The 19208-nt window shown below is 69.6% G+C and carries 6 protein-coding genes (1 of these 6 cut by a window edge); 5 read left to right on the forward strand and 1 reads right to left on the reverse strand.

Going from position 1 to position 19208, the window contains the following annotated elements:
* The 5 genes from FGX59_RS37550 to FGX59_RS11695 all read left to right on the forward strand — a co-directional run.
* Positions 1-14721, forward strand: the final stretch of a protein-coding gene (locus FGX59_RS37550; RefSeq protein ID WP_171060613.1) for an LEPR-XLL domain-containing protein. The gene continues 23724 nt to the left of window position 1, outside the view; 14721 of the gene's 38445 nt are visible here — the last part of the coding sequence; its start codon lies beyond the left edge, outside the window; its stop codon occupies positions 14719-14721.
* A gap of 91 nt (positions 14722-14812) precedes the next feature.
* Entirely contained in the window at positions 14813-15430 is a 618-nt protein-coding gene (locus FGX59_RS11680; protein WP_138466707.1) for a trimeric intracellular cation channel family protein, read from the forward strand.
* A gap of 138 nt (positions 15431-15568) precedes the next feature.
* Positions 15569-16579, forward strand: a complete 1011-nt coding sequence (locus tag FGX59_RS11685) for an ABC transporter substrate-binding protein (RefSeq protein ID WP_138466708.1) — start codon at positions 15569-15571, stop codon at positions 16577-16579.
* Between the two features lie 6 nt (positions 16580-16585).
* The gene (locus tag FGX59_RS11690) at positions 16586-17347 is read left to right on the forward strand and encodes an ABC transporter permease (protein ID WP_138466709.1); all 762 of its coding nucleotides are present in this window, start codon (positions 16586-16588) and stop codon (positions 17345-17347) included.
* Entirely contained in the window at positions 17332-18081 is a 750-nt protein-coding gene (locus FGX59_RS11695) for an ABC transporter ATP-binding protein (protein WP_138466710.1), read from the forward strand. Before FGX59_RS11690 ends, FGX59_RS11695 begins: the two co-directional genes overlap by 16 nt.
* Before the next feature lie 16 nt (positions 18082-18097).
* Here the strand turns inward: FGX59_RS11695 and FGX59_RS11700 are convergent, their stop codons facing one another.
* On the reverse strand, positions 18098-19150 hold the full coding sequence (locus tag FGX59_RS11700) for an Ldh family oxidoreductase (protein ID WP_138466711.1): 1053 nt from the start codon (positions 19148-19150) through the stop codon (positions 18098-18100).
* Positions 19151-19208: the final 58 nt, after the last annotated feature.

Raw genomic sequence — 19208 nt, forward strand, 5'->3', positions numbered from 1 at the left:
TCGAAGCGCTCGCTCGCCTCCGGCCGCGGCCGCGACAGCGAGAGCGGCAGCCGCGCCGAGAATGTCGATATCGAGAGCGACGTGCTGATCCTCTCGGGCAAGATCCCGGTGCTGGAGGTCTCGGCGGTCATCGACACCCAGGGCAATATCGTCGAGGCCACCAATATCGAGATCATCGACGACGACGGGTCGAAGACCGAGGCCGGGCAGCAGATCAACTCCGCCGCGAGCACGATCAACGTGCAGGACATCGTCAACCAGGGCTCGGGCGACGTGGTGATCCGCGCCGAGGACTCGATCACCGGCACCGAGGAGAAATTCTGGGAATGGCGCGACAGCCTGCCCCAGGTGCGGATCTTCAACGCCTCCGACCTGGATCTGGTGCTGCAGGATATCGACGTGCTGGGCGAGCGCGCGCCGATCGCCTATCTCGATCCCGCGACCGCGACCCGCGACCTCGTCTTCAACATCAAGCGCGACGTCGCCCCGAGCCTGGTGCTGATCGAGAATACCGGGCTCGGCGACGTGGTGCTGACGGGCATCATCGAGAACCCGATCGGCACGACCTCGATCTGGAACGAGAATGGCGACATCCTGGCCGTGGGCGACCGCGCCAGCTCGCTGATCCGCACCAATATCCTGCACATGGAGACCGATGACCTCGCCGATGGCGGGCTCGACCTGGGCGTCGGCACGATCGGCGAGGCGGATGCGCGGATCAATGTCGACATCGTCGATGCCGACGACCTGCCGCGGGCGACCGCCTTCCAGAGCCGCAGCGTGTTCCTCGACGACAACTCGGTCACGCTCTCCTTCGAGAACACCTTCTTCACCGGGCAGATGGTGATCTACGACTCCGCCGCCCCGCTGGGCGGGCTTGCCAGCGGCGAGGCCTATTTCGTCATCCTCTCGCAGGACGGCATGTCGCTGCAGCTGGCGGAAAGCCGGGCCGACGCGCTGGCGGGCCAGGCGATCGCGCTGACCTCGGCCGGGGCGGATACCGACGCGCATTCGCTGACCCCGGTCACGCGCTTCGATGTCAGCTCGGCCGAGGACATCTATCTGGACATCCTGGGCCGCCACCGCTCGGAGGTGGAGCAGGGCGGCGGCACGCCGGGCTACATGGTGACGATCGACGCGGTCGAGGCCGCGGGCGACGCCGACATGATCCTGCAGACCTCGCTGCGCGAGACCAATGTCGGCAAGCGCGGCGGCGTGCAGGTGAAATATCCCGGCGATGCCGCGGGCGTGCTGCCCGAGAACCCCTATGTGGTCTATTTCGACGACGATCCCGACGAGCTGCCCGACAAGTATATCGGCGCCTATGCCGACATGCCCTCCGAGATCGCCAGCCTCTACAGCTTCCGCGCCGCCGAGCAGGCCACGGGGGACCTGGTCCAGCCGGGCGTGACCGCGGGCGGCAATATCGTCATCAAGGCGGCTGACGCGCAGGACATCTCGGCGCCCCGGACGGATATCCTGGGGATCACCGAGATCCTCGCGGGCGGCGATCTGGATGTCTGGACCAACGGCTATATCACGCTGACCGAGAAGACCGGCGACATGCAGATCGAGCGGATCCGCTCGGAATACGACGACGTGCTGCTCTATTCCCCGGCGGCGATCACCGACAACCGCAGCGTCTCCGAGGAGGCGGGCAGCCTGACGGCCGAGGCCGATGTGGCGGGCGTCAACATCACGATGAAGGCCGGGACCGGCCTGGTGGTCGGCACGGGTCCCTACTACCTGCTGCCCGATGCCGAGGATGTCACGGCCAGCGCCGGCGTCCAGCAGGCCACCGGCGGCGTCGGCAAGCGCGGCGCCTGGCTGGAGATCGACGTGGCGCGGACCGACAACGCGACCGGCGTGCTGCGGGTCTTCGACACCACCTCGACCAATAGCGGCGGGGTCTGGCTCGACGAGATCTCGGGCGACATGCGGATCCACACGATCGACATGCGCGACGCCAATGCCGCGGACGGCGCCGTGGCGGGCAGCCAGGACAGCGACGATATCGGGCTGCGCACGCAGGCGGGCTCGATCATCGACGCGCGCGGCGACCAGGCCTGGAACCTGCGCGCCCAGTCGATCTATCTCGACGCCCATGGCGGCACGATCGGCGCGTCGGACAACGATCTGGACATCAACAGCCGCTACAACATCGCCTTCGGCTCGCAGGACGATGTCGCGCTCGAGGCGTCGCAGGGCATCTACCTGACCGAGACCGCAGGCGCGCTGCATCTGGTCTATGCCCATGCCTTCCAGGGCGAGATCCGCCTGACGGTGCGCGAGGACGGCACGCCGGGCGGGGCCGAGGGCAGCGCGGATTTCGTGCTGAAGGCTTCGGGCATCGCGCAATTCGCCCAGGATGCGACCGCCGCGCCCACCGAACAGTCCGACAATCCGCGGCTGATCGCGCATGGCACGATCTTCGCCGAGGCGGGGGCCGTCCAGGTGCGCGCGGGCGACGACATCCGGCTCGACTCCAACTCCCGCACGCTGGCGGCGGAGGGGATCGAGGTCTACGGTGATGCCCGCGTCGTCGATGACGGGGCCTTCCTGGCGGATACCGATGCGGGCTTCGGCGCCGATATCGTCATCCGCGGCGCGCTGATCGCCGGGGCGGACGTGGTCCCGGGCGGCGACAGCCTGAACGGCGCGGAGGAGGGCACCGCGGTGCCGACGCAGACCGCGCCGGTCTACCTGGCCGAGATCTTCGGCAATGGCGACGAGGACATCATCGATTTCGGCGATGTCTCGGGGATCGCCGGGGCGACGCTCATCGGCTCGGCCGGCTATGTCTTCCTGGGCTCCAAGACCCGTGCCCATGGCAGCCAGTCGCGTCCCGTCGGCGGTGCCAGCACCGGCGCGGATGGCGAGGATCTGTTCCGCGTCTACTACCTGCAGGACGCGCTGACCCGCACTGGCCCCGAAACGGCCGCGGTGATCGCCGAGCACACGCTGACGCTCGACGGCCAGTCGGGCACCGACAGCTACGAGGTCCATACGCTGGGCTCGCAGGGGCCGGACACCCGCAACTACGTCATCAACGTGCTCGATACCGGCGCGGCGGATGACGGGGTGGACGAGATGGCGATCTTCGGCCGCGACGCGGACGCCTCCGAGGAGGGGACGGACGACATCTTCCTGATGCGCGCCGCCGCCTACCTGCCGAACGAGACCGCCGACCGCCCGGGCTATGTCGCGATCCTGCACGGCACGCTGGAACCCTACGAGGACATCCTGCCGGGCAACGAGGACAGCGCCGAGGTCCAGCGGATCAACTACGACACCGCGCTGAACGGGCGGCTGACCATCGAGGGGCAGGGCGGCAACGACGCCTTCTTCTCCGACGACGTGACGGTGATCGCCACCTATGACGGCGGCGCGGGCGACGACACGTTCCAGATCGGCCAGATCTTCGGGGCGAACCGCAATGCCGAGGACGGCAACCTGCTGGAGCAGGACGAATTCGTCGACCTGCGCCCGACGACCCGCGGCTGGCTGAGCCGCGGCAGCTCGGCGCCGGTCGTGGCGCAGGGCGGCACCGGCAACGACACGTTCCGGGTCTATTCCAACCAGGCGGAGCTGCGGCTCGAGGGCGATGACGACAACGACCTCTTCATCGTCCGCGCCTTCGCCATCGCGGCGACGACGGATTACGACTGGAACGCCGACGGCGCCATCGACCTGGCCGATCTGGAGGCCGGGCGCGCGGTGCTGACCCATCTGCGCGACGTGGTCGAGGGGGCCGATTTCGTCTACGGCACCGGCGATGACGCCACCCCGGCCGCGGCGCTGGCGACGCTCGATCTCGCCACGCTGGCCTCGCTGGGCGTCGAGGTGGCCGACGAGGCCGGGGCGGCAGCCTACCGCGCCGCACTGGCCGCGGCCCTGCCCAAGGGCACGGGCGGCGCCACCGACTACATCTTCGACACCAATGGCGATGGCGGGATCAACTTCCTCGATCTCTACATGAGCCAGGGCGACACCACCGACGACGTGATCGTGCTGGACGGGGACGGCGTGGCCAGCCCGCAGATCGGACTCGGATTCTCGGTCGCGCAGGCGCCCGACATCCGCGCCGGCGGCGGCCAGGACGAGGTGCGCTACAACATCAACGCGCCGGTCTCGGTCGAGGGCGGCACCGGCTTCGACAAGCTGGTGATCCTGGGCACCGAATTCGCCGACGACATCGCGATCACCGACCAGGGCATCTTCGGCGCCGGGCTGAACGTGCGATATTCCACGGTCGAGGTGGTCGAGGTCGACGGACTCGAGGGCGACGACAAGTTCTATGTCCGCTCCACCGCCTTCGGCGTGGCCTACCGGGTCATCGGCGGTCTGGGTTCCGACATCATCAATGTCGCGGGCGACGTGCAGGAGGACATCATCACCCGCGAGCTCGAGGGCGTCTCGGGCGCGGCCGACCACCTCGTTCAGTCGGACGACATCTTCTATGACGGGCTGGTGGTCGACGGGCTCGACTACAACGTGACCCGCGACGGCGAAGGGCTGGTGGTGATCGACGAGGGCGCCGACGGCGTCACCGCGGTGCGCGAGGGCGGCACGGCCGGGCTGTCGGTCGACAGCTACTCGGTGCGGCTGGCGCGCAAGCTGACCGGCAGCGAGGTGGTCTATGTCACCGTCTCCGCCGCCCGCTCGCCGCAGGAGGAGCGCGACGACGCCTTCTCCAACCCGGCGCCGCTGCCGAACGGGGCGGGGGACTCGCTGTGGGTGTCGCGCCTGGCACCGGGCGGCACCAGCCACGGCAATGCGGAGATCTTCGGCGTCGACTACCTGGAGACGGGCAGCGATGCGGACGGGGCCTTCCTGCGCGCCGTGACCTACGAGGGCGTCGACGGCTTCGTGGCCAACCGCGCCGTGACGCTGGTCTTCGACGCGTCGAACTGGGATCTGGCGCAGGATGTCTATCTCTGGGCGGCGGATGACGCCCGCGCCGAGGGCGACCGGGTCGTCACCGTGCAGCATTCGGTGATCTCCTCGACTTCGGCCGATTACGACGCGGTCGATGTGCGCAATGTCGAGGTGGAGCTGCGCGACAACGACACGCCGGGCGTGCTGGTGACAGAGGTCGATCCCGGCAGCCTGACCTTCGACGGGGCGGGCAATGTCCAGGCGGGCTACGAGGAGGACGGCCGCACGCTGGTGATCGAGGGCGACGGCGCCACGGGCTATGCCGATGCGGTGATCGTCCAGCTGTCGAAGGAGGTCGAACCGGGCGACCAGGTGGTCGTGAAGGTCAATCTGGGCGATTTCACCGGCAATCCCGACCTGGCCGATCTGGCCGACAAGGGCTTCATCCTCGCCGATCTGGGCGGCATGGGCCGGTTCGATCCGCTGACGAACACCATCGTCTTCGACGCGGCCAACTGGGATAGCCCGGTGGCGATCGGCATCACCCCGCTGCAGGACGACATCCGCGAGGATCCGCAGACCGCGGTGCTGAGCTTCGGGCAGAATCTGGGGACGCTCACCGGCCTGACGGTCGGCGAATGGGAGGATGGCGGCGTCTCCAGGGTCAAGCTGTCGCTCGCCTCGGGCGGCTGGGTGGCCTCGGGCTTCGGCACGGAAACTGTCGATATCGCGGGCATCACCGGGCTCGGCTCGGCGATGATCGTCGGCTTCGAGAATGCGGGCTATACCGCGCTGCTCGACGTCTCGTCTTCGGGCGTGGCCTCTGGCAGCTTCGCCGCGGCGACGGCGACCCGGACCCTTGCCGCGGGCGAGGAGGTCTCGGACGATGCGAACGGCACGCCGGGCGACTACGCCTTCCCGAACTTGCGCTCGGGCACCGGCATCCTCGATGTCGAGCTGATCGATGACGACACCCCGGGCTCGGTGGTGCTGGAATCGGGCGGCGACACGGTGCTGGTCCCGGCCACGGCGACGGGCGGGCTTTTCGACGTCACCGGCGGCGACACGATCACCGCGCTCGAGGCGGGCTTCGACTGGCTGGCCGAGGGCTTCGATGCGGGCGACACGATCGCCTTCGGCGGCTCGGGCATCTTTGCCGGCACGCGGGTCATCGCCAGCGTCTCGGGCAGCACGATCACCGTCGCGGGCGGCGGGCTGTCGAACGGCGCCGGGCAGTATGCGCGGATCGTCTCCGAGGCCGGATCGCCGCAATCCGACAGCTACCAGCTGCGCCTGACGCAGGAGCCGGGCGCCGAGGTGACGGTCTCGGTCCTCACCGACGGGCTGGCCGACGTGACCTGGATCGACGCCAATGGCGACGGCATCCGCGACGCCTCCGAGGACATCACCGCGGCCGACTACCAGGCCATCGGCGGATTGCGTCCGGTGCAGGCCTTCTCGGGCACGCTCGATTTCGGCACGGATGGCGGGGTCACCACGCTGACCCGCGCGGGCGCCTCGGATCTGGGCAGCTTCCTTTCCGAGGGCTGGGCGGCGGGCGACCTCCTGCAGATCGGCAATTCGCTGATCGGCGGGGTCGACGGCGCCACCTTCGAGGTCCAGTCGGTCAGCGCCGACGGCAAGACCCTGGTCCTCACCTCGGATGCCGGAGCGGGAACGGCCAGCGGGGTGGAGAATGTCCTGCTCTCGCGCATGATCGAGAGCGAGATCTGGACGGGCGAGGTGGTCTTCGCCACGGCCGAAGACGGCTCCGACCAGCTGATCCGCAGCGAGGCCTTCGTCGATTTCGACCCGCTGGTGATCGACGTCAACAATCCCGGCAGCCTCGCGCTGCTGGAGGGCTACGCGAATTACGGCGTGCAGGGCTTCCTCGGCGAGAATTTCGCCGAGGGCATGCGGGTGCGGATCTCCGACCTGTCGAACCCGGCGAATTACGTCGATGCCAAGATCGCGCTGATCCGCGGCTTCAACGCCTCGAAGGACCACACGCTGCAATTCACCTTCGAGACCAATGACGCCTTCGCCTCGGCCGGCTGGCTGACCGCGGGCCCGGTGGAGGTTGAGATCAACCGCCTGGCCGTGCAGGCGAACTTCGACGCGGCGGACTACTACGCCTTCCAGACGGTCGAGCTGACCGCCGATCCCTATTACGACGTGCCGACGACCCGCGAAGGGGTGAAGATCTTCCCGGTCAAGGCGCACCGGCTGTCGGATATCCGCGGGCCGCTGGCGGTCGAGGGCGGGCCCTCGGGCGCCGACCGGTCGCTGTCGAACGGGGTGAAGCTGCCCGGCGAGACCGACGATTTCCTGATCGCCATCGGCACCCAGGCGCCGGAGAGCCAGCAGATCGACGTGCTGAACATCTTCAATGACGGCGCGCAGTCGGACGCCTCGGGCATCCTGACCGAGACGACGCTCTCGGGCTTCGGCATGGGGCCGGATCTGGTCTTCCCCTTCGTTGAGGGGCCGCTCTTCGGCGAGGGTGCCGAGGGGCAGGGCACGGCGAGCCTGAGCTATCCGGGCGGGATCAGCTTCGGTAAGGTCAATTTCGGCTCCGCGGGCGTCACCAATGACAGCCAGGTCTCGACCATCGAGGTGGTCAACGTGATGCTGGGCGTCGGCAATGACGACCTGACGGTCGAGGGCACGCTGAACGCGGCGCCCTTCGTGCAGGCGCAGAACGACTTCGCCTTCACCGAGTCCTGGGACAGCAGCATCGCGGGCGGGGTCGACGGCAGCCATTACGGCTTCCTCGTCGACGCCTATGCCGCCGATCCCGAGCTGCCGGACATCGCGGGCAAGGTGATGATCACCCGCGAGGGCTTCGACTGGAAATCGCAGGGCTTCCTGGCCGGGCAGGACCTCTACCTGAAGGACGGCGCGACCGAGACCTATCTGGGCCGCATCCTCGCCATCGAGGACCGCATCGCCTATTTCGACGGGCTCGGGGCGCCGCTGATCGATCCGGAAACCGGCGAACCCTATCGCGATCCGAACGACAACTCGATCCTGATCCTCGATGCCGTGGCGCTGCCTGCCGGGCTCGACCTTTCGGGCGACGACCTGCTGGTCGCGGTCGACCAGGAGGTGTTCGAGGTGCTGGCAACCACGGTCACGCTGACCGAGGCCGGCGCGGCGATCCGCTGGGACGGCCAGGTCCAGGAGGGCGACCGCCCGGCCGCGGGCTGGGCGGAGGCCGGCTTCCTCGCGGGCCATCTGCTGCAGATCGGCATCGGCGCGGACCGCCAGGAGGTCCGCATCCTCTCGGTCGAGGGCGACACGATCGAGGTGGAGGGCGCGGGCCTGAGCGCCGGCGCGCTGACCGCGGCCTTCTGGGTCCAGGGCGAGCATGGTGGGCTTACAGTGCTGCATGGCGGCGGCAACCTCTATGTCAACACGCTGGGAAATTTCGATTTCTCCACGGACGGGGCGAACCTGCTGACCCGCACCGACGGGCGCGGCTTTGCCGAGGCGGGCTTCGAGGTCGGCCAGATCGTCCAGCTGGGCGGCGAGACCCATACCCGCGAGATCCTCGCCATCGCCGATGCGGACCAGGCGGCGTATTTCCCCGATCCCGCCAGCCCCGCCCCCTTCGCGAGCTGGGGCGAGGGCTCCGTCCTGGTGCTGAGCGATCCGCTCGGCATGTCGGCGGACGCGGTGGTGCTGGGCGATTTCGCCGGGCAGGAGCTGCTCCTGCATGTGGCGGAGGCGCTGGAAACCAGCGCGGTGCTGGATGTCCGCATCGAGGTGCTGGAGCGCGGCGAGACGATCGAGACCTATGTCACGCTGACCGGCGCGGATGCCGGCGCGACCTGGGAGGTGCTCGGCTACCAGGTGGGTGGCGTGCTCTTCATCGAGGGGCGCGCGGGCGGCTTCCGGATCGCGGCGATCGACGGCGCGGAGCTGCAGCTTCTCGACGCGGCGCTCGGCGACTGCGGCGATGCCGACGGCCTGGCACGGCTGCGGATCACCAGCTATGACGAGACCCGCTCGGGCGGGCAGCGCGTCGGCGGCGACCATTTCACCGTGACCGGCGGCGCGGGCCCCGACAGCCCGCTGGTGATCTACGGCGATACCAGCCAGGACGGCGTGTGGTATGCCGGCAACCCGTCGAACCGGCTGGGGCTGGAATTCGGCGAGAAGCCCTTCGATCCCTTCCCCTACCTGCCGGATGGCGAGAACGAGGATGACGAATGGGTCTTCGCGCTGGCCAATCCCTTCGACCTGCACGGCCATGACATCATCGACGCCTCGGCGCTCTTCGCCGATGACCCGGATGCGGCGACGACGATTTCGGTGGGGCTGACCGCCTATGGCGGCATGGGCAATGACCTGATCATCGGCTCGCAGACCGGCGACCACCTGGCCGGCGGTTCGGGCGACGACATCATCATCGGCCAGCGCGGCACCGACCATATCTACGGCGACAGCGGGTTCAACGTGAACATCCTGACCCGCGCGCTGAGCGTGGCGACGGTGAACCTCTCGCCGCTGCCCTCGATCGACCCCGATGCGCCGCGCGGCGACGGCTCGCTCGATCCCTCCGCGGGCAGCGCGGTGGCCGACCTGCTGGGCGCCCGGGCCGCCGATCCGGCGGTGCAGGCGGCGCAGTTCGCGCTCTACGGCGCAGTGCCGGGGGCGGGCAGCGACCTGATCGAGGGCAACGGCTCGGGTATCTCCGACGGCACGCCCGACATCATCTTCGGCGACCATGGCGAGGTGGTGCAGTTCGTCATCGACCCGAACCTGCCCGATCCCGCGGGGCTGCCCTATCTGGGCGAGATCGTCCCGGCGGGCATCCCGCAGAAGATCCAGACGACCTATCTGGGCTCGGTGCTGGAGATCAACGCGCTGGAGCCGCAGACCGGCGGCGACGATACGGTCTTCGGCTCGGAGATCGACGACGTGATGATCGGCGGCGCGGGCAATGACATGCTCGACGGCGGCGCGGGCGACGACCTGATCTTTGGCGACAACGTCAATCTCAAGCGGCGCGGCGGGATCGCGGGCGGGGACATCACCTCGCTGCGCTTCCAGACGCTGGCCGGGACGCTGATGTACTCGCGCTCCGACCGGGCTCTGTCGCCGGGCTATGACGAGGCCGGCACGACCGGTCCGGCCAGCGGCGTTCTGATGGTCAGCCTCGACGCCGGCGGCATTCCGGTGGCGCGCGACTACCGCGATCCCGACGGGCCGGGCTGGTGGACCGAATACGAGATCGACTATGCCGAGTACCACAGCTTCGACGTCCAGTCGGGCGCGACCGGGGCGGGCTCCTTCGGCAATGACTACCTCGCGGGCGGGGCGGGCAATGACCAGATCTTCGGCCAGCTCGGCAATGACATCATCCAGGGCGACGGCACGATCCGCGGCGCGGTGGCGACGCGGGGCGACGGCACATCGGTCGGCGGCGCGGCGGAGAACCCGCTTTTCGGCGGGCTGATCCTGCCCGAGCGCTATGTCAGCGCGGCGCGCGAGCTGCCCGCGCTCGACGAGAACGGGCTGATCGCCGATCCGGTGGGGGCGCTGAAGATCGTCGCCGCCACCGAGGGCGATCCCGCCACCGACGGCAACGACTACATCGAGGGCGGCGGCGGCTGCGACACGGTCTTCGGCGGGCTCGGCCAGGACGACATCGTCGGCGGCTCCTCGAGCTTCTTCGGCCTCACCGATGCCGATCTGCGCCCGGATGGCAAGGACATGCTCTTCGGCGGCAGCGGCGCGCGCACCGACCGCAATGATGCGCGCGATGCCGATGACGGCACCCAGGGCTTCGAGACCGGCATCGTCACCGACCCGGCCGACGGCACGCTGGGCGACGACCAGGTGATCGGCGCCGGACGCAATGCCCGTGACGCCGACGTGATCCTCGGCGACAATGGCGACATCATCCGCATCGTCGGCATCAACGGGATCGACGTGCTCGACGCCGATGCCGACGGCGCGAACGACATCGACAGTGGCAGCTTCGGCCCCGACGGGGCGGTCTACCAGCAGGCCGACAGCGCGCTCTACGGCGCCAAGTACCTGACCCGCTCGGGACTTTCGGTGATGGACGGGACGGCCTTCATGACCGGCGGGCTCTACCTGGCCTATAATTACGACGTCAATCTCGACGGGTTCGAGGCGCTCTCGGGCACGGCGGTCAACGCCAATGTCCGCGACACCGGCTACACTGCCGAGGGCGGCGAGCGGATCGTCGTGCGCGGCGTCAGCCTGCTCGACTACTCGGCGGGCGGGCCGGACTATGCGGGCAATGACGGGCGCTTCGATCTCGACACGCCGGTCACGCTCGACAAGAACCTGGCCGTGGCGGAGGGCGGCGATCTCTGGCGCTCGACCTTCGGCTTCTGGGCGCTGGCGGATATCGGCGGCGCGGACGAGATCCATGGCGGCACCGGCGACGACATCGCCTATGGCGGCGGCGGCGACGACATCCTCTACGGCGATGCCGACCATGACGACCTGGTCGGCGGCTGGGGCAATGACTGGATCTCGGGCGGCACCGGGAATGACGGGGTGATCGGCGATGACGGCCGGATCTTCACCAGCCGCAACACCGGGCTGAGCGACGATGGCAGCGTCAGCCTGAAGGGCAACACCCGCAGCTTCGGCAATTACGGCAGCGAATACGCCGAAGAGCTCTTCGGCATCTGGAGCCTGCTGAACCAGGATCCGGACAGCCGCACCAGCCAGGGCAACGTGCTCAACGAGGAGGCCTATACCCCGGGCCAGGTGCAGCGCGCGCTGCTCAACCGCTCGGGCGAGCTGGTCAAGTCGGTCGATCTCAGCCCCTTCGACATCGTCGACAGCACGATCGAGCCGGTCAGCTCGGCCGATCCGGCCTCGCATGACGCTGAATTCGCCGATGACGTGATCTTCGGCGGGATCGGCGACGACTTCCTGCATGGCGGCTCGGGCGATGACGCGATCGGCGGGCAGGAGGCGCTCCGCGACAGCTACATGGTCTGGTTCCGCGGCGACCTGCCCGGCGGGATCGGCAACCCCGATGGGCTGCCGCTCGACAGCGTCGACAACGGCACGGGCGGCATCGCCGACGCGATCCTGGTGCGGACCGATTTCACCCGGCCCTGGAACCCGGGCAACATCCTGCTCTTCGGCACCGGCGAGCCGCACTGGAACGAGCCGACGCCGGTCCAGCAGCGCACGGGCGAGTTCTATCTCTATGACGAGTACGATCCGCGCCGGGTGATCCTGTTCGAGGAGGACGGCACGGTCTGGAAGGGCGCGGACGATCCCGCCGCCTACCGGCAGTACTTCCTCAACGCCTATGACAACGAGGGCCTGTCGCTCTCGGGCGTCACCGGCTTCGCGCCCAATGGCGACCCGATCCCGGGCACCGAGCGCACCGTCCAGAGCGACGGCGACGACCGGATCTTCGGCGACATGGGCAATGACTGGATCGTCGGCGGCACCGGGCGCGACCATATCTACGGCGGCTTCGGCAACGACCTGATGAATGCCGACGATGTCATGGGCGGCCCGGGCACCTCCTACGATACCGGCGCGTTCGGCGGGGACGACGCCGCCGATGGCGGCATGAACGACACGCCCGAGACGCATTACACCTGGGAGGACCGCGTCTTCGGCGGGGCCGGGCTGGACATCCTGATCGGCAATACCGGCGGCGACCGGCTGATCGACCATCTGGGCGAGTTCAACAGCTACATCGTGCCCTTCGCCCCCTTCGGCATCGCCACGGTCAGCCGCCAGGTGCCGCCGCAGCTCTGGGACTTCCTGACGGCCCAGGCGGCCAGCGACGGGGTGGACATGACCCGCACGGCCGATGTCAACGCGCTGGAGCCGACCCAGGACAGCCGCTATTCGGCGGTGATCCAGCAGCAGGGCAACCCGCATGGCGAAATCGGGCTGGTGACGCAGCGCGACCACGGCTTCTGGCAGGACCAGTCCGGCCCGCCCACGGATCCGCAGGCCGGCAACATCCCCGGTGGCGCCCGCGACATCCTGCGGACGGCGGATTTCAACGACCGCTCGGGCGACGGCTTCGCGGTGGACCGCGGCCAGTTCACCGCGACCGGCGGGGTGATGGAGATCGCCTCGGCGACGCCGGACTCGGTCGCCTCCGCGGTCTTCCTGCTCGACGACTACAAGCCGGGCTATTTCGAGATCGTCACGGATGTCTCGGTCGACAAGCCGGTGCAGGGCTGGAAGGCGAATGCCTATGCGGTCTTCGACTACTACAGCGACACCGACTTCAAGTTCGCCGGGATCGACATCTCCACGAACAAGATCGTCATGGGCTATTACGACGACACGGGCGAGCACTATGTCCGCCAGTCGAACAAGCCGGTGCAGATCAAGCCGGGCGAGACCTACGAGGTCAAGGTCGCGGTCAATGGCAGCAATGTCACCGTGGCGGTCGCCGGGGTGAACTGGTTCGACCATACCTACGAGCCGCGGCTCGACGTGCATGGCGATCCGGTGCCGATGGCGCGCGGCATGGTCGGCGTGGCGATGGTCGGCTCGAAGGGGCGGATCGACAATTTCAAGGTGCAGATCCTGCCGCCCGACTGGACGCTGGAGGAAACCGACGACTTCCTGCCGCCGGTGGCCGAACTGCCGCGGGTGAACCTGTCGAGCCAGTGGGTCGAGGCTTCGGGCATCCTGGTCGGCACCGCAATGGGCCCGGCGCCCGCGGTGCAGGCGGTCGATCTCGGCGTCAGCCTGCTGACCAACTCGATCCTCGAGATGGAGGTGGATATCGAGACCGACGGCCGGGCGGGCTTCGTCTTCGACCGCTACGACGCGCTCGACTACAAGTTCATCGCGCTCGACACGGCCGGCGGCCAGGTGGTGGTCGGCCACGCGACGCCCGAGGACGGGCAGGTGATCGACGCGGCCTATGCGGTGCCGCTCGACGGTTCGGCGGTCCGGCTGAAGGTCTCGATCCAGGGCGCGGGCGTGGCGATCTCGCTGAACGGCACCGAGATCGCCTCGCACGGCTTCAATGCCGGGCTGGTCGATGGCGGCTTCGGCCTGGCGGTGCTCTCGGGCGAGGCGCGCTTCTCCGAATTCCGCCTGGCGACCAATGACCAGCAGTTCGAGGCGGCGCTGAAGCTGGCTGCCGAAAGCGTCGCGGCGCTGGAGGGCGACAGCTATATCGAGGGCGCGCCGCTCGATCCCGCCGAGGTGCAGCGGTTCTACGACGCCGCACTGGAGGACTGGATCGAGGCGGGCTTCGTCACCGGGGCGGCGGCCGAGGCGCTGGCCGATGTCCAGGTCGTCGTCGCCGATCTGGAGGGCGCGACCCTGGCGCGGGTGCGCGACGGCAACACCATCGTCATCGACCTGACCGCCGCCGGCGCGGGCTGGAACCTGGAGGCCGATCCCGAGGACGAGGCGGCCGCCCTTTCCGGCGGGGTCGATCTGCTGACCGTGCTGCGCCACGAGATCGGCCATCTGCTGGGCCATGCCCATGACGAGCTGGCGGTGATGGCCGGATCGCTGGAGACCGGCACCCGCGTGGCCGTGACCGAGGTCCCGGACGCGGAGGAGGGCGGCAGCGCGCCGGCGGCCTCGGAGCCAGGCGAGACGGAGGTGTCCCCCGCCAAGGGCAACGGCAACGGCCGCAAATCCGCGGCGCTGGTCTTCGACCCGGTGAGCGGCGCGCTGATCGAGGATGCCGAGGCGGCGCAGCTCTTCGCCACGCGCCGCGCAGCGGAGACGGCCGGGCCGGTGCTGGCCGGCGGCGCGCTGGCCCTGGCGGGCCGCCGACTGGCTCCGGAAGGGACGGCGGCGCGGCGGCGCGGGCTGCGCCGCTGGTTCGGCCGCTCCGCCTGAGCGGCGGCGCCCGGCCGGTTTGCCCTTGGCGCGCCCGGCCGGGCCGCTATCATGGGCCCGAGGGACGCTGGACGGAGCGGGGCAGGAGACGATGGGCGACATTCCCCTGTTCGGGATGCTCGATATCCTGGGCACATTCGCCTTCGGGCTCAGCGGCGCCACGGTGGCGATCCGCAAGGAGCTGGACCTGTTCGGCATCCTCGTGCTGGCCGCTGCGGTCGGCGTGGCCGGAGGCACGATGCGCGACATCCTGCTGGGCGACCTGCCGCCGGAGTCGCTGCGCGACACGCGGCTGCTGCTGGTGGCCTGTTCCGCGGGGCTCGCCGCCTTCTTCCTCGGCTCCCGGCTCGAGGCGCTGAAGCGTCCGGTGATGCTGCTCGATGCGGCGGGGCTCGGCGTTTTCGCGGTCTCGGGCTGCCACAAGGCGCTGGAGCACGGGCTCGACCCGCTGGCGGCGGTGCTGCTGGGGGTGATGACCGGGGTCGGCGGCGGTGCGCTGCGCGACATCATGTCGGCGGAGATCCCGCGGGTCCTGCGCGAGGATGTCTATGCCGCCGCGGCACTGGCCGGGGCGGCGGTCTATGCCGCCTGCCACTGGGCGGGACTGCCGCAGGTTCCCTCGGTCTCGGGCGCGGTCCTCCTGACCTTCGCGCTGCGCGTCGCCAGCGAGCGCTTCGGCTGGAAGCTGCCGCGCGCGCCGCGCTCCTGACGCTGTTCGACCCGGCTACGCGGGACGTTTGTTCTGCCATGTCGCCTGTTCGGGGAAACTCCTCCTCATTTTCCCGGCGCCCCTTCCCAGATGGGGGAAATTCGACCAGATGGGAGCAAAGCTCCGGGGAGATCACAGATGAGTCAGATCAAAGCCGCCATCCTGCCGGGCCTCGTCGCGCTCGGGCTTGCGGGCGCCGCCATGGCCGAGGACAAGGTGCAGCTCGAAATCGGCTACATGCCGATCCTGCCCGATGCGCAGCTCTTCGTCGCGCTGGAAGAGGGCTGGGTGGACGAGGCCGGGATCGATCCGGAGCTGGTGCAGTTCCAGAACGGCCCGGCGATGGTGCAGGCGCTTCTGGCAGGCCAGCTCGACATCGCCTATTTCGGCATCGGCCCGGCGATGGTCGCCCGCGGCAAGGGCGCCGACATCAAGGTCGTGGCCTCGAATATCGTTGAGCAGATCTCGGTCGTCGCGCTCGGCGATCTGGCCCCCTATTTCGACAGCGACCCGGCCACGGCCTTCGCCCGCTTCGCCGAGGCGGAGGGGCGCAAGCCGGTGATCGCCACCTTCCCGACCGGCTCCGTGCCGGAGACGGTGCTGCAATACTGGCTGCAGAACGGGCTCGGCGTCGATCCGGCCGATCTGGAGATCGTCTACCAGGGCACGGCGCAGGTGCAGCAGGCGCTGCTGACCGGGGCGGTCGACGGCGCGGCGATCCTCGAGCCGGTGGTCAGCTCGGTGCTGGCGCGCAATCCCGAGGCCAGGGTCGTCGCGGCCGGCGGCGCGCTTTTCCCCGACCAGCCCGGCGCGGTCCTGGCGGTGCGCGAGGGCGCCATTGCAGATCACCGCGAGGCGATCGTCCGGCTGGTCGCGGCGCATGTCCGCGCGACGGAGCTGCTGCGCGACGATCCCGCGACCGCAACCGAGGCGGTGGCGAAATATGTCGGCGGCGGGCGGCTCGACCCGGCAATCGTCCAGGCGGCGATCGAGCGGTCGCATGACGGCTTCGTCGCCGATCCGAACCGGATCACCGCGGGCACGAAGGCGATGCACGATTTCCAGGAGGCCCAGGGCACGCTGAAGCAGGCGGTCGATCTGGACGCGCTCTTCGATCTCGGCCTCTACGGCGACGCCGCCGGGAACTGAGCCGCCATGACCCTGTCCCGCGCGCGTCCCGCGCTGCTTGGCTTCGGCGGGCTCGTCCTGTTCCTGGCTGTCTGGAAGGCGGCGCAGAGCTTCGGCTGGGCGCCGCCCGGCACGCTGCCCGATCCGCTGGCGATCCCGGCGGCCTTCGAGGACGAGCTCGGCTCGGGGCGGCTCCTGCCCGCGATCGGCTCCAGCCTCGTCCATTACGTCTGGGGGCTCGGCCTCGGCAGCCTCTTCGGCGTGGCGGTGGGCTTTGCCGCGGCGACGAATGCGGTCTTCGAGGGGCTGCAATCCTGGCTCGCGCGCATCCTGCGGCCGATCCCGCCGCTGGCCTGGGTGGTCTTCGCCATCGCCTGGTTCAAGGTCAGCCATGCGGGCGCAGCCTTCGTGATCGCCATCGGCGTCTTCTGGGTGAACTACTTCGCCACCTATGCGGCGGTGAAGAATGTCGATCCGCGCTTCCGCGAGCTGGCCCGTGCCTTCGGCCAGGACGGCTATCTGCGGCTCCACCGCTCGGTCACGCTGCCGGCCGCGGCGCCGGGGATGCTGGCGGGGCTGCGCACCGGGGTCGGCCAGGCCTGGATGACGCTGATCGCGGCGGAGCTGCTCGGCGTGCCGGGCATGGGGCAGGAGATGAACGCGGCGGCGGGCGTTGGCGCCTACGAGGCGGTGGTGGTCTACATGCTGGCGATCTCGGCGGTCTACACGCTGAGCGACGGGATATTCGGACGGATCGAGAAGAGGCTTCTGGCATGGCGACCCAGCTGAACGCCGCCCCGGTGATCGAGGCGCGGGGCATCACCATCGGCTATCCGGACGCGCCGCGCCCGGTGCTCGAGGGGTTCGACCTGAGCGTGCGCGCGGGCGAGTTCGTCGCCATCGTCGGCGGCTCGGGCGTGGGCAAGTCGACGCTCCTGCGGGTCGTCGGCGGGCTGGTCGCGCCCGAGCGGGGCAGCGTCGCCGTCACGACGCCCGAGGCGAAGGACCGCCGCCGCCGCTCCATCGTCTTCCAGGACGGGCGGTTGATGCCCTGGCGGACGCTCCGGGCGAATGTCGCCTACGGGCTCGAGGGGCTGAAGGTCGCCGCGGCCGAGCGCGACCGGCGGATCGACGAGGTTCTGCGGCTAACCGGGCTCGAGGCGATGGCCGACCGCTATCCCCACCAGCTGTCGGGCGGGCAGGTCCAGCGCGGCGGCATTGCCCGGGCGCTGGCGGTCAATCCGGACATCCTGCTGATGGACGAGCCCTTCTCGGCGGTCGATGCGCTGACCCGCGAGAGCCTGCAGGACGAGGTGCTGCGCATCTGGGGCGAAAGCGGCAAGGCGGTTCTGTTCGTCACTCATGACATTGCCGAGGCGGCCTTCCTTGCCGACCGGGTGATCGTGCTCTCGGGGCGCCCGGCGGGGATCGCGCTCGACCGGCAGATCGACCTGCCGCGGCCGCGCGCCCGCGGCAGCGCGGAGCTGGCCGCCCATGCCGCGGAGATCGGCGCCGCGCTCTGAGCGCGGCCCCTCCGGCTCAGGCCGGGCAGTCGATCGGCGCCAGCCCGAATTTCGCCGCCAGCGCGCGCAGCGCGGCCAGGCGCGGCTCCGAGACCTCGACGCCCTTCTCCAGCGCCGCCCGCCTCTTGGCCGCGGCGCGGTCGCCGGGCATCCGGACCGGCGCCTGGCCCTCTGGGACGGGATTGGCGCGGCAGGCCTCGGCAAGGAAGCTCGACTGCTCGAGGAAGGCCGCGCGCCCGGCGAAGGCCTCGGGGTCGATCACCTGCAGGAAGACATTCTGGGCGAATTCGCCGAGCTGCGTGTTCGAGCGGCCCTTGCCCGAAAGCCCCTGGCTGAGCAGCTCCTCGGCGATGGCCATGGCGAAGCCCTTGTAGCCCTTCAGCGTGCCGCCCAGCGGCAGCAGCGTGCCGCCGCGCTCGGTGAAGTCCTTCGGATCGTCGCTGGGCTGGCCGTCGGCGGTCTGCGCCCAGGCCTCGGGATAGCGCCGGCCCTCGGCGGCGAGGGTCTGGGACATGGTGACGGTGGTGATCGAGCAGGAGATGTCGATCAGGATCGGGTCGCCGTCGGTCGGGAAGCCGATGGCGGTCGGGTTCGGCGTCAGCAGCGCCTCGGTGCCGCCGAAGGGCGCCATCCGCCGTGCGCCCGGGTTGGACGAGCTCAGCCGCACGATCAGCCCCTGTTCGGTCGCCTTGCGCAGATAGGCGGCCAGCGCGCAGGTATGGTGCGAATTGCGGATCGAGACGGTGACAGTGCCATGCTCGGGCGCGCGGCGGCAGGCCTCGGCGAGGGCCTGGCTGACCAGCCAGGCGCCGGGCAGGGAGGCGCCGTCCCAGACAAAGCTGCCGCCATGGTCGCTGACCACCGCATGGTCGCCGGTGCCGTTCATGCTGCCCTCGGCCAGCGCGGTGACGTACCAGGGGATGAGGCCGACGCCATGGGTCTCATGGCCGATCATGTCGCCCTCGACCAGCACTTCGGCGGTCGCGGCGGCCTTGCCGGGCGCCATCCCGGCGGCTTCGAGCAGGCTGGCGGCATGGGCTTCGAGGAGGGGCTTGGGAACAAGGGGCATGGGCAGGATCCGGGTCGGTTCGGGAAAACGGGAAAAAGCCGGCCTCCCGGGCGTGCCG

The organism is Poseidonocella sp. HB161398 (assembly GCF_005870025.1).
Taxonomy (GTDB): Bacteria; Pseudomonadota; Alphaproteobacteria; order Rhodobacterales; family Rhodobacteraceae; genus Mangrovicoccus.